Here is a 12,677-nt window from a genome sequence, read left to right on the forward strand (position 1 = left end):
TTATTCCTCCTTACCCTTTGAACCATTATGGGGCTCCTCTTTTAACTCCTGCTGGTCCTCTGGTTCTTTAACATTCGTCCCATCTAAGACTTTTTCTATATCTTTCTTAAGACCAAACCAGTTTTTATTCGTGTGACCTGCAATCCAAAATCCCTTTTCTCTCCTGTGAATCCATATTCGTCTATGATTCCAATACATTCCTTGGATAACGCCAATCATAAAGATCGCACCACCAATACCTAATAAAGGCAAAGTGTAGTCTTTACGTATGGTTAACCCTGTTACGTCTCGTACTTCTAAATCAGCAATTCCAAGTTTATATTGATTTTCTCCACCAGGATCTAAATTAGACCCTATTGCAAGAAAGTTCACTTCTGGTTCATCTTCTCCAGGTGGGTAAACATGGAACACAAAAGCAGGATCTTTAGGGTATTTGGAGAAAGAGCTTGGGACCCCGTCTTTCATTTCGAACTCAGGGTAGTAATCATAAAGCTCCACTCTGTAGCCATTATCCAGTGTATATTCTGGTTCCGGATCCACTAAATCCACTGTAAACTCTCCAAGAGATTTCTCTTCCGGATCATTTCTCTCATGTAATTTAAAGGTCATCGTTTTAAATTCATTTAACTGATAAGTTGTTTGATAAATGGCATATCCATTTATTTTTAACGGTTCATTAACCCGGATTTCCCCATTCTTTACTTCTTTCAATTCAGGGTCCACACCAGGGAGAGCTTCGTCTGTACGTTCATATAATACAGCATTTGTCTGATAGTTTTTCGGTACAGCTCCACCTTGTTTTTTGATGGCTTCTTTATACCTCTCATCATCTTCATCATACATCTCAACAATGAAATCCTCATTCTTGATATAGTACTCGCCTTCAGTTCCCTCAAGCATTTTGGTTTCGCCTTCTCGAACCCATACGTTGGCATCGACATACATAGAAGGAACAAACCGCAGTAAGGCACCTAGAAGGAAAATGATTAACCCTATGTGATTGACATAAGGTCCCCATCTTGAGAACCGACCCTTTTCAGCAAGGACATGCCCGTTCTCTTCTGTTACCTTATATCGGCGTTTTTTTAAATTTTCTACAATACTATGGTAGTCCTCATTCGAAGCATCCTCTGCTTCTCCAAATACGCGTTGCCTCTTTAAAAACGTTTCGTGTCGTTTTGGTTTCTGCTTCTTTAAAGCACGATATAAGGGTACGACACGATCAATACTACAGATAACAAGTGAAACCCCTATCGAGGCTATTAAAATCATATACCACCATGAACCATATAAATCATGAAACCCAAGCTGGTAATAAATCTGGCCTGCCATCCCATAATTCTGTTCATAATATTGTTCAGGAGGTAAAGGAGACTGATTGTTCATCGCCTGTGGAAAAATTGTTCCAATGGATGAAGCAATTAATGTAATGGCAATTAGCCAGACCCCTACTTTTACAGAAGAGAAGAAATTCCAAATCTTATCAACAATTGTTTTGTTGTATGTTTTAGAACGTCTCGCACTTCCATCATATCTCATGTTCAAAAGTTTGCTTTTGTTATTCCCATCAATGTGCTGATTTTCTTCTACTGGTTTCCCACAAGCTTCACAGAGAACGGTCCCTTCAGGGTTAATGTGTCCGCACTCACATTTGATTTTGTTCATGTAAAAACCTCTCTATCCCTTGGCTCGTTTAAGACTCAGGTGTTATGTCTTGTAAATAACCCTCCAGACGATCGAGCGTTAATGGTCCAATGATTTTCTTTTCAATGGTACCGTCTGGATTAATAAAATAACTAGCCGGTAGGTAGCCTACCCCATACTCCCCCATAACTTGGCCTTTTTTATCATGAACGATTGGAAATGTGATTCCGTATTCATTTAAGAATCGCTTAACGACGAGTTCACTTTGATCGAGATTAACTGCCAGAATCTCTACATCTTTATCCTTGTATTTCTTATATAACTCTTCCATATAAGGCATTTCTTCTTTACAAGGTTCACAGTATGTAGCCCAAAAGTTCACCATAACACCCTTGCCTTTAAAGTCAGAAAGTGCAAGAGCATCGGCCGTTTCATGATTAACCGTTTTCAATTTAAAATTTGGAGCCGTGTCTCCTTCTTTTAAAACGGCCTTTTCACCATCTGTAAAGGAGGAATAGAGCGCAAACCCAACGGCAATCGCCAGCACGACTAAAATGATACTACGAAAAATCAGTCTTTTTTTCTTCTTATCTGCCATGTTTGTCACTCCTCCCGCACATTATACCATTTTACATAGTGGTAAACTTTGAAAATTTAGTTACAATTTTATTCTGATGCTTTTTTTAGTAATTTCACTTCATGGGGAGTGAGTTCCCGGCATTCGCCTGGTTGAAGACCTTGAGTTGTTAAAAAGCCATACCGTTCACGCTTCAATTTATCAACAGGATATCCTAACGCCTCAAACATACGACGGATTTGACGGTTCTTCCCTTCGTGAAGAATCATCTGAATAATCGATGTATTTTTCTTTCGATCACTAGATATCATTTTTGTGTGAATGGCTTTTAAATACTCTCCGTCTGATTTAATTCCTTGTTTTAAACTCTGCAATTCTTCTTTAGTCGGTATACCTTTTACCTTCGCTACATATACTTTATCGATTTGATGCTTAGGGTGCATAAGAGACTGCGCAAATGATCCATCATTTGTAAGGATAATCAGCCCAGATGTATCATAATCAAGCCTTCCAACTGGGTACACGCGTTCATTTACCTCAGGTAAAAAGTCTGTAACTACTTTACGATCTTTGTCATCACTAACACTAGAAATTACGCCTCTAGGTTTATATAACAAGTAATAAACAGGAACTTCTTTCTCGAGAGGGACCCCATCTACTTCTACCGTATCATTAGGCCCTACTTTGGTTCCAAGCTCACTTACAACTTTCCCATTTACTTTAACTCTTCCATCTGTAATATAAACTTCTGCTTTTCTTCTTGAAGTTACTCCACTTTTTGCAATAACTTTTTGCAATCTTTCTTGATGATCTGCCATTTTCAAACTCCTTTTCAATCTAACTATGTAGACTTATAATGCACAACAAATGCGCTAACATGAAGATGTTAACGCATTTTCATCTTAACGCTTTTATGAGCCAAATACAATCGACACAACGATGATAGAGGCAATTATACCAATAAAATCCGCGATTAGTCCAACTTTCAATGCATCCCCCATACGCTTAATCCCTACAGCCCCAAAATATACCGTAATAATGTAAAGCGTTGTATCTGTACTTCCTTGCATTGTAGAGGCAAGTCGCCCCAAGAAAGAATCAGGACCATGTGTTCCTATAATTTCAGTTGTCATCCCAAGAGCTGCTGTACCCGATATAGGCCTCACCATGGCTAAGGGGACAATTTCTGAAGGAACACCAACAAGCTGTAATAAAGGGGAAAATAGCGCTACGATCGATTCCATCGCACCTGAAGCTCTAAAGATAGCTATAGCCACCATCATTCCTAATAGAAATGGTAGAAGACTAATAGCCATTTTAATCCCCTCTTTCCCTCCTTCTACGAATGTTTCATAGGTTGGGACTTGCTTAATTGTCCCAACAATTAAAACAAGTAAGATGAGCAAGGGGATCATCCATGTACTGACAGTTGTTAACCACTGCATTACTTGGCCCTCCTCTCACGTAACGTATAAAAAAAGCGATCCACCAATACAGCTCCCAGTGTAGAAATCAAAGTGGCTACAATCGTCGTGGCCACAATTTCAGTAGGAGCAACAGATTCATATTTCATCCGTATGGCAATGACAGTAGTCGGGATTAACGTTACAGAGGATGTATTAATAGCTAGAAAAGTAATCATCGAACGACTCGCTTCATCGCTGCCAGGCTGCAACTTCTTCATCTCTTCCATTGCTTTGATCCCCATAGGTGTAGCTGCATTCCCAAGACCGAATAAATTCGCAGAGATATTAGACAGTATATATCCCATAGCAGGGTGTTCAGCAGGAATATCAGGAAAAAGCCTTTTAATTAGAGGGCGGAACAAGCGGGATAACATATCAAGTAACCCCGCCTTTTCAGCAATTTTCATGAGCCCTAGCCAAAAGATCATCACACTCATTAAGCTAATGCTTAACATAACAGCGTCATCAGCTGTTTGAAACAATGCCTCATTCACATCAGTCATTGTTCCATTAAACATTGCGAAGATAATACCTCCTGCCGCCATAAAAACCCATATTAGATTAACCATCTAGTTCGCCCCTATTAGGTTTTTAAAGAAGGAAAAAACAGAGCTTGCAAAATCCTTGTTCCCTGGTTCAGGTGCTGGATTAGCCATAACAGAAGCTTCTGCAATGACTTCACCATTCACTTCAAAGATCGTGTGACCTAGTATAGGAGTAACAGACTGATAATCGGTAGGTTTTTGAATATGAGTGGTTGCTTTTACTTCATTAAATTCTTCATCGGTCAATGGTGCTTTAATAGAATCCCAAATGTAGCCCGTCATTTTATCATCTGAGCCGAGTGATTGCTCTCCTTCTTTTTTCAAATCTCGCATTTTGTAAGTATCAAAACCCCAATTAAACGTATGGATGTGATCATTCCAATCATCTGGTCCATTTAATGTAACCATAATTAAATTCATGCCGTTCTTTTCTGCTGTTGATACAAGAGTACGACCTGCCGTCTTCGTAAAGCCGGTTTTACCACCTGTACTATGGTCGTAAAGCTTTGTGAGCAGCTTATTCTTATTCCCCCAAGCATACGTTCTTGTATCCGACTTGTAGGTAGTCGTTCCAGCGATCTCTCGATAGACCTCATTATCCATTGCGTACCTGGTTAATAAAGCCATATCATAAGCTGTGGAATAATGTCCCTCCGCATCTAGCCCATGAGGATTTGCAAAGTGAGAATTTTTCATTCCAATCCATTCTGCTTTTTGATTCATAAGGTACACAAACCCTTCCATACTCCCTCCTACATGTTCTGCAATAGCCATGGCAGCATCGTTGCCAGAACGAAGCATAAGACCATACACGAGGTCTTCAAGCTTCATCTTTTCACCTTCTTCTAAATAAATAGAAGACCCTTCCGTATAGACAGCTCGTTTTGATGTCTTAACCGTGTCTTCCATCATACCTGACTCAATTGCAATAATAGCGGTCATGATCTTTGTAATACTTGCAATATTCCTTTTTTCATGAGCTTGTTTCTCATAAAGAACTCGTCCAGTTTCTTGCTCCATTAGCACGGCATTGCGTGCTGAAACGGAGGGTTTCGCCTTCACTTGTAATGGAGATAATAACAAACTTAAACATATACTAAGTAACAGAATCCTCGTTAACTTCAAGGGGAATCCTCCCATTCCATAAACTTTGTATTAACATATGCGAGCGTGACAAGCATATGAATCATTTCAGCATCCCAATCATTGCTAAATCAAAAAAAGAGCCAGGTTACTCCTGGCTCCTTAGCACTTTGAATTAATATAATTTCCACTTTAAATCTTTCACGGACTGAAATCGTTTGGAAGCATCCTTCCAATTCACTACATTCCACCAACTATCAATATAGTCAGCTCGTTTATTCTGGTATTGCAAATAATAAGCATGTTCCCATACATCGAGCGCCAATATCGGAATGACATCCCACAGAGATACGTTCTGATGTTTTTCTACTGTCTGGATAGCTAATCTTCCTGATCGCAATTCCCAAACCAACAAGGCCCAACCAACGCCCTCGACCGATTTAGCAGCATCAGTAAATTGCTTCTTAAAAGTCTTAAAACTTCCAAAGTCACGATTAATCTGTTTTAACAGTTCCCCTTCAGGCTTTCCTCCTCCATTTGGAGACATGTTAAACCAAAAGATCGTGTGTAAAAAATGGCCCGACCCATTAAATGACTGTTCCCTCAGCCAGTGCTTAATTAATGTATCTTTTCCGTTTTTACGAAGCTTTTCTAACTCAATTTCTGCTTTATTTAATCCATCTACATAAGATTTGTGATGGACATCATGATGAAGACGCATGATTTCTTTTGAGATATAGGGTTCAAGGGCGTTGTAGGCATAAGGAAGAGGAGGTAATTTGTGTTTCCCTATTGGCACACGCTCTCTTTGCCTTGTATCCTCAACATGATCCTCAAGATGATACATGATTCGTTCCCCTTCAAGCACCACGTCCTCTACATCCTCTTTAGTAATTTCATTTTTTTGAAGTGTTTTTTGAATCATGTTCTTCCATTGATCAAAATCATCCATCCATCCCTCAAGCTTTTCTTTTTCAATGGGAGCTTCTTTCAGGTTTTTTTCTACTTCATTTGCCCAATTAAGCAATGAGCGTAAGTATTGTCTTCTTTCCTCTTGCATACGAATCACCTCGTCGTATCGTATGCCCCACGCCCAGAAAAAGTGAAAAGCTCCTCTAAGTTAAGAGGAGCTTCTTTGGTCTTCATTCATTACCATCTTGGTATGATAATCTGTTTCATAATACGCTAGATCTTCTCGCATTTGTTGGAATGATTTCTCTAATTTCACAATTAACTTCTTAAAGGATTGCGGGGGTTCATGATGATATTTTATAGCATTGTTCCCCGTATATGCAGCGCGGCTATCTTCGTACCATATGTCCCCTTTGGGTGAGAAAAACTCCATCACACATTGATGATAGATGCCATAAAGCGTTCGCTCAGCAGCTGGTTTACGAAAGCTTTCAGATTTTAAAATAACTTGCACAGCATCATAAGCTTCATCGCAAAAAACTTCTAAACGCCTTAACGCTTTTAATAGTAACTTATAATACTCCTTATGATGACTGCCCTCTTCGAGGAGCATAGCACCCATGGATTGTTGATTTAAGTAGTCGTTCGTGTCAGTTACAGATTGCTGTAAGATATCTTTTACCTCTTCCATCTGTGCACGAACCATCTGATTACTCATGTAAAGACCTCCTTTATTTAGGTCATTCCTGAAAAATACATCCCCATAGAGAAATAAATAAGCGTTTTTCTATGGTACATACTTATTCGACAACTCCCATGCAATGTCCTTTTTTCTAACTAGATTCTCAGGTTATGTTGCCTCCCCCTTATTTTCAAAAGGATAAGTCCAGTAATAGGAATAAACTATATAAAAAAGAACCTTCCTAAGTTCAGGAAGGTTCAGATGAATCATCAAATGTTTCTTGGAAAGACTCGAAGAATAGGTCTGCTTCATCTTCCATATCTAGTTGCTCCGCACCTTCTGGCAGTGGCGGGAGTTCTTCTATAGAAGTTAAACCAAAATACGTTAAGAAATCGGTGGTCGTACCATAAAGGATCGCACGGCCACTCCCCTCTTTCCTTCCCCGTTCTTCAATTAGTGAACGGTTAATTAATGTTTGAATAGGACGCTCACTCTTCACACCCCTGATTTCTTCTACCTCAGTTCGGGTAATTGGCTGTTGATAAGCAATGATGGCTAATGCTTCTAAAGCTGCCTGTGATAAGCGAGAAGAGTGGGGAGCATCCTTCAGGCGTTGAAAATACGCAGAGTGCTCAGGTTTCGTTGTTAGATGAAAGAAAGCTTTGGACTTCATTAGTGATATTCCTCTAGATGGCTGGTCGTAGTCCTCTTTAAGATGTTCTAATATCGTATCGACAGTATTAGGGTCAGTATCAATAATTTCAGCAAGTTGTTTCTTTGTCATTCCTTCATCTCCTGCTGCAAATAAAAGTCCTTCTACAATCGCTTTTAATTCATTCATTTCCATGTTGCTATTCCTCCATCTTGTATAACACGAGTTCGTCGAAGTGGTTGGATTGTTCACAATAAACTTCTCTGCTTTTCATAAGTTCTAAGATTGCTATAAAGGTTACAACAATGTGAGTCCGCGTAGGAAATGGGAACATTTCAAAGAAACGTACCCCTCCACGAGAATGTGTAATCACATCACGCACTTCATTCATACGATCTTGTATCGGAATTTCTTGTCTTTGTATGCGAGTTTCTAATGGCTGTTCCCATTTCTTACGTTGAAACAATTTCTGCATAGCTCCAATCATATCATAAATGGAAACGTTCCCTGAATTGCTCACGGGTTGCTGCTCCTCCTGTTCTCCTTCCATATTCATTGGGGGACGAGTATAGATCTGCGTGGCTTCTAATTCCCGTTCTTTTAATTCATCGGCAGCTTCTTTATATTTTCGGTACTCAATTAAACGTCTCATTAATTCTTCACGTGGGTCCTCTTCCTCATACTCCTCGTCTTCTACTTCAAGTTCCTGGTTAGGCAGAAGCATCTGACTTTTAATTGCTAAAAGCGTAGCAGCCATTACAAGATATTCACTGGCTACATCCAATTCTAATTTTTGCATGGTATGGATATAAGCCATGTACTGTTCGGTAATGGTCGCAACAGGTATATCATAAATATCAATTTCATATCGGTTTATCAAATGAAGCAAAAGATCCAGAGGACCTTCGAAGGCATCAATTTTTACTGTGTAGCTTGTATTCATATTGTAATCCTCTCTATTACGTACAAAGTACCCCATTTTATTGGATTATGAAAAAATTCTCCGAGACCGGTACAAACGCCCATACAGAATAAGGCATTTTCTCATAAGGTATACCGTAAGATAAATGTTATCAAAAAAACATTTATCCGTTAACAGAAAATAAGGAGGAATTCAATATGAGTTACGGTTATGGTGGCGGATTTGCGTTAATCGTTGTGTTGTTTATTCTATTGATCATTGTTGGTGCTAGCTGGTTATATTAATTAATCGTTTCATGAGGGAGCTAGATGTTGGCTCTCTCTTTCCTTATTCTTCTCATTTTCTTCTGCCTTTCCACCTATGATACACTTATGCTATGTACACTTTTGAAAGGAGTCTACCCTTTGTTTGAACAAGCCTATATTGATTATCTAGCACATTTCCATGGCACTAGAGACTATTTTGAATGTCATGAATTACTTGAAGAACGTTGGAAAGAAGATAAACCTCTTGATAAAAACGCACTATGGGTAGGCCTCATCCAGTTAGCTGTATCCCTTTATCATCATAGACGTGAAAACTTTAATGGTGCTAAACGAACGATCCAAAAAGCAGAAGCAATCCTGACAGATCATTACGGTGAATTAGGTGAATATGGATTAGATGCTAAAGCCTTACTTTCTATGATTGATACCATTCGTTATCGCATTGAACATGAACAACCCTATCAAAGCATGGAGATCCCACTCATGTCTGATGAATTAAAGAAAGCAGCTTCTCTTCGTTGTAAAGAATGGGGAATCTCATACAACACACCAAGCGACCTGCATGATGAGACAATCATCCATCGACATAGTATGAGAGATCGTACAGATGTTATTAATGAACGTTTAGAGGCTTTATCACAAAGACGCTCAAGTCAGTAGCAATATCCAGGAATGATACCCACCCTTTATTTATAAGCAAGATGGTATTCCATCATAAACGATGAAAAAAGCCAGTTTCCTCAAAAAGAGAGGAGCTGGCTTTTTATGCTTCCTTCCGGATTATGCATCACAATGGTCTACAAAGGTTTCTGTGTATTCATTAGAACACACATGATAACGTTCCCCTAACTGATATTTGACAGCATCCACCATTTGTTTACCAATCCCGGTATTACGATGAGAAGGATTAACGGTTAAGTGTTGAATAACCGCTTTTGATTGGTCATCAAATTGAATGCCAATGGCACCCAAGATGTCCTCCTCTTTCCACAAATACAACTGCCAGTTGTCGTTACTTTCATATTCCCGGATTGTTTGTAATAATTTCTTTACGTCCTTTTCCTCTGGCATGAAAGATAACAAACCCATGGCAATCTTTTCAAAACTCTTTTTATATCGAATTAACATATGAACCCCTCATTATGAAAATAACTTCCCAATCATTGATATCCAAAAAAGTACAATACATCAATAACTAAGTTCATTTTTCATCTCTTTTGTTCTTGTATTATTCAATCAAGAACAAAAGCAATCTATCAATCTACTTGAAAGGCAACGCTTAGTCAACGATCTAAACTTTACTTACTGGATTACAAATAGGATCCAGTAAATCACGCCCCATATTAAACTCACTCCGAGTAAAATTGAGAAAAGGATCCAATTCTTTTTCTTCAATTTTTTACTCCTCCCTTATTATAACGACATTCGTTAAATATGCAAGCCCTTCCCATTTTATCTCTTAGGTTATGAACTCTTTCTCAGAATCCCTATAAGATCTTGAAGAATCAGAGATCCATCTGAGCGTTTACCTCGAATTTTAAACGGGATTAAGTTCACAGCAAAAAGCCATAGGTTAAAAATGATCATAAACGATAAAATCGGATGAGGGAAATATAGATAGCTCCCCCACGAAAGCACAGCTCCTCCTAAACTAAAAAGAGGTCCACCTAGAGAAATCGCAATTCGTTCACCAGGCTTAAAAACATCTTGTTTATCATAAGAAGCCATAGCACCTAAGAAGTATAAAGAAGCAATATGTATAGAGAATGAAGGATGGACTTGCATTTGGTAAGCCGGCCCCACCCCTAGAAAAACCTCTACACGTTCCGCACCCGCGCTTCGTGCCAATAGGGCATGACCGCATTCATGGAGAAGTAAGCATAAAGGAGCTATGAGGAATAGTAAACTGAAAAACACAACCATTAAAAAAGACCCCTTCTATCCAAATCTATACATATTTTCTCTTTCATCTAAAGAGATTGCAAGTATGTTTATTAACTAACGCGGCAGTTGACAATATAAGTTCATTAAAAAAACTGTTCCATTTTTATGGAACAGTTTTTCCACTACTTAATCTTCCCAAACTTTCACTTCTTGCATAACATCACCAGGATGAATACGTAAAACGGTATCCATTCCTTCTGTTACTTGACCAAACACAGTATGAGCACCGTTTAGATGCGGTTGTGGTTCATGAACGATAAAGAACTGGCTTCCGCCTGTATCCTTACCAGCATGCGCCATGGAAAGAGAACCTGCCTGATGAGTGTGAGGATTTCCTTCTGTCTCACATTTAATTGTGTAGCCAGGACCACCTGTTCCATTTCCTTTAGGACAGCCTCCTTGAGCTACGAACCCTGGAATGACACGGTGGAATGTTAACCCATTATAAAATCCTTCGTTAGCTAATTTGGCAAAGTTTTCAACTGTACCTGGTGCTTCATTTGGGTATAGATCGAAATGAATCACTTCACCGTTTTCGAATGTAATTGAACCTTTATTCATCATGTATGGTTCCTCCTGTTTACTCTATGTTTTCGTTTTTTAGACGTTTTCGGGGGGAGTGTATGGCAAATCTAACCGGGTCATTTCCTGATAAGATTCTCGTTTAATAACCAATTGATGATGACCATCCTCTACAAAAACAACAGCCGATTTAGGAAATCGATTGTAATGGTTACTCATGGAATACCCATAAGCTCCCGTGCTAAATGTAGCTAGCAGGTCTCCACTCTCCACTATAGGAACATCTATATCCCATATTAACATATCTCCAGACTCACAGCACTTCCCTGCAATAGAAACCGTTGTTTGTTTCTCTTGATTGACCTTATTTGCTACCACTGCTTCATATTTAGCAGAATACAGAGCCGGTCGTAAATTGTCGGTCATTCCCCCATCGACAGCCACATACGTCCGTACATTTGGGATATTCTTTATTGACCCAATTGTATACAAAGTAACTCCAGCATCACCAACTATTGCTCGACCTGGTTCAATCCAAATCTCAGGAAAAGTGAAATTATAGGAATCTACTTGGACTTTTACCTCTTTAACTAATCTATGTACATAATGAGATAATGGGAGTGGCTCATCGGAATCTGTGTACTTAATGCCGAATCCACCACCTAAATTAAGAACTTCCGGATGAAAGCCATACGTTTCTTTCCAGGCACCTAAGGCTTCATATAATTTTCTAATAGCCATAATAAAGCCATCTGTCTCGAAGATTTGCGAACCTATATGGCAGTGTAGCCCTTTTAAGCTCATATGTTCTTGATCTTTCAGAAGATACTGAACCGCTTTGTCAGCTTGACCGTTCCATAAGTCAAATCCAAATTTTGAATCTTCTTGCCCAGTAAGAATATAATCATGTGTATGCGCCTCGATTCCTGGAGTCACGCGGAGCAATACATCCATAGAAGCATTTCTTTCAGCCAACAAACCTTGTAATAGCTCCATTTCAAAGAAGTTGTCGATTACAATGCAACCGATTTGTTGATCGATTGCCATTTCTAATTCCTGAATGCTCTTGTTATTTCCATGTAAATGAATGCGTTCTGGAGGAAACGATGCTTCTAATGCTGTGTATAATTCTCCTTGCGAAACCACATCTAGACTAAGTCCTTCATCTTTCGCCACTTGAAGCATGGCTATGGAGGAAAATGCTTTTGAAGCATACGCGACCTGAGCTTCAACTCCTAACTCCTTGAAGGTATCCACAAAGTTCCGAGCATTTCGTCTAATTTGATTTACATCATATACAAATAAAGGTGTACCATAGGTTGAAGCAAGTTCAACCGCATCCACACCGCCGATCATTAAGTGTCCGGGTTCATTCATTTCCTGTTCCATTTAAGTCACTCCCGTTCTACGTCAAACCATGAAAAAGAAGACAGAATGATGCTGCCTTCTTTCATTCGTTAGA

16 protein-coding genes are annotated in these 12,677 nt (G+C 39.1%); 2 read left to right on the plus strand and 14 right to left on the minus strand.

Translation table 11 applies throughout. From position 1 onward, the window contains the following. The 10 genes from resB to LQ226_RS04790 form a co-directional block, all read right to left on the minus strand. Positions 1-1,665 (minus strand): cytochrome c biogenesis protein ResB, encoded by a 1,665-nt coding sequence (gene resB / locus LQ226_RS04745; protein ID WP_231416711.1) that lies wholly within the window; start codon positions 1,663-1,665, stop codon positions 1-3. A gap of 28 nt (positions 1,666-1,693) precedes the next feature. Beyond that, positions 1,694-2,242, minus strand: a complete 549-nt coding sequence (gene resA / locus LQ226_RS04750) for a thiol-disulfide oxidoreductase ResA (RefSeq protein WP_231416712.1) — start codon at positions 2,240-2,242, stop codon at positions 1,694-1,696. A gap of 68 nt (positions 2,243-2,310) precedes the next feature. Next, the gene (locus LQ226_RS04755; protein ID WP_231416713.1) at positions 2,311-3,039 is read right to left on the minus strand and encodes a pseudouridine synthase; all 729 of its coding nucleotides are present in this window, start codon (positions 3,037-3,039) and stop codon (positions 2,311-2,313) included. Positions 3,040-3,132: 93 nt separating this feature from the next. Further along, positions 3,133-3,666 (minus strand): spore maturation protein, encoded by a 534-nt coding sequence (locus tag LQ226_RS04760; RefSeq protein WP_231416714.1) that lies wholly within the window; start codon positions 3,664-3,666, stop codon positions 3,133-3,135. Next, on the minus strand, positions 3,666-4,256 hold the full coding sequence (locus tag LQ226_RS04765) for a nucleoside recognition domain-containing protein (protein ID WP_231416715.1): 591 nt from the start codon (positions 4,254-4,256) through the stop codon (positions 3,666-3,668). The genes LQ226_RS04760 and LQ226_RS04765 overlap by 1 nt, the downstream gene beginning before the upstream one ends. After that, a complete protein-coding gene (locus LQ226_RS04770) occupies positions 4,257-5,357 on the minus strand; it encodes a D-alanyl-D-alanine carboxypeptidase family protein (RefSeq protein WP_284526484.1) in 1,101 nt (366 codons plus the stop codon). 133 nt (positions 5,358-5,490) lie between these two features. After that, the gene (locus tag LQ226_RS04775; RefSeq protein ID WP_231416717.1) at positions 5,491-6,375 is read right to left on the minus strand and encodes a superoxide dismutase; all 885 of its coding nucleotides are present in this window, start codon (positions 6,373-6,375) and stop codon (positions 5,491-5,493) included. 60 nt (positions 6,376-6,435) lie between these two features. Next, positions 6,436-6,945, minus strand: a complete 510-nt coding sequence (locus LQ226_RS04780; protein ID WP_231416718.1) for a DUF3907 family protein — start codon at positions 6,943-6,945, stop codon at positions 6,436-6,438. 211 nt (positions 6,946-7,156) lie between these two features. Next, a complete protein-coding gene (scpB, locus tag LQ226_RS04785; RefSeq protein WP_231416719.1) occupies positions 7,157-7,756 on the minus strand; it encodes an SMC-Scp complex subunit ScpB in 600 nt (199 codons plus the stop codon). 4 nt (positions 7,757-7,760) lie between these two features. Beyond that, positions 7,761-8,504, minus strand: coding sequence for a segregation/condensation protein A (locus LQ226_RS04790; RefSeq protein ID WP_231416720.1), 744 nt, complete (start codon positions 8,502-8,504; stop codon positions 7,761-7,763). 176 nt (positions 8,505-8,680) lie between these two features. Between LQ226_RS04790 and LQ226_RS04795 the strand changes: the two genes are divergently transcribed. Beyond that, complete coding sequence (locus LQ226_RS04795; protein ID WP_036779535.1) at positions 8,681-8,767, plus strand: YjcZ family sporulation protein; 87 nt, start codon at positions 8,681-8,683, stop codon at positions 8,765-8,767. A 120-nt stretch (positions 8,768-8,887) separates the two neighbouring features. After that, positions 8,888-9,409: a DUF309 domain-containing protein gene (locus LQ226_RS04800; protein ID WP_231416721.1), complete on the plus strand. Its 522-nt coding sequence runs from the start codon at positions 8,888-8,890 to the stop codon at positions 9,407-9,409. A 120-nt stretch (positions 9,410-9,529) separates the two neighbouring features. Here the strand turns inward: LQ226_RS04800 and LQ226_RS04805 are convergent, their stop codons facing one another. From LQ226_RS04805 to lysA, 4 genes are all read right to left on the minus strand, one after another. After that, entirely contained in the window at positions 9,530-9,877 is a 348-nt protein-coding gene (locus tag LQ226_RS04805) for a GNAT family N-acetyltransferase (RefSeq protein WP_231416722.1), read from the minus strand. 336 nt (positions 9,878-10,213) lie between these two features. Further along, positions 10,214-10,672 (minus strand): site-2 protease family protein, encoded by a 459-nt coding sequence (locus LQ226_RS04810; RefSeq protein WP_231416723.1) that lies wholly within the window; start codon positions 10,670-10,672, stop codon positions 10,214-10,216. Between the two features lie 147 nt (positions 10,673-10,819). Continuing rightward, on the minus strand, positions 10,820-11,254 hold the full coding sequence (locus tag LQ226_RS04815; RefSeq protein WP_231417570.1) for a peptidylprolyl isomerase: 435 nt from the start codon (positions 11,252-11,254) through the stop codon (positions 10,820-10,822). Between the two features lie 39 nt (positions 11,255-11,293). Then, positions 11,294-12,604, minus strand: coding sequence for a diaminopimelate decarboxylase (lysA, locus tag LQ226_RS04820; RefSeq protein WP_231416724.1), 1,311 nt, complete (start codon positions 12,602-12,604; stop codon positions 11,294-11,296). Positions 12,605-12,677 lie beyond the last annotated feature (73 nt).

The sequence above is a fragment of the Pontibacillus sp. HN14 genome, from assembly GCF_021129245.1.
GTDB lineage: Bacteria > Bacillota > Bacilli > Bacillales > BH030062 > Pontibacillus.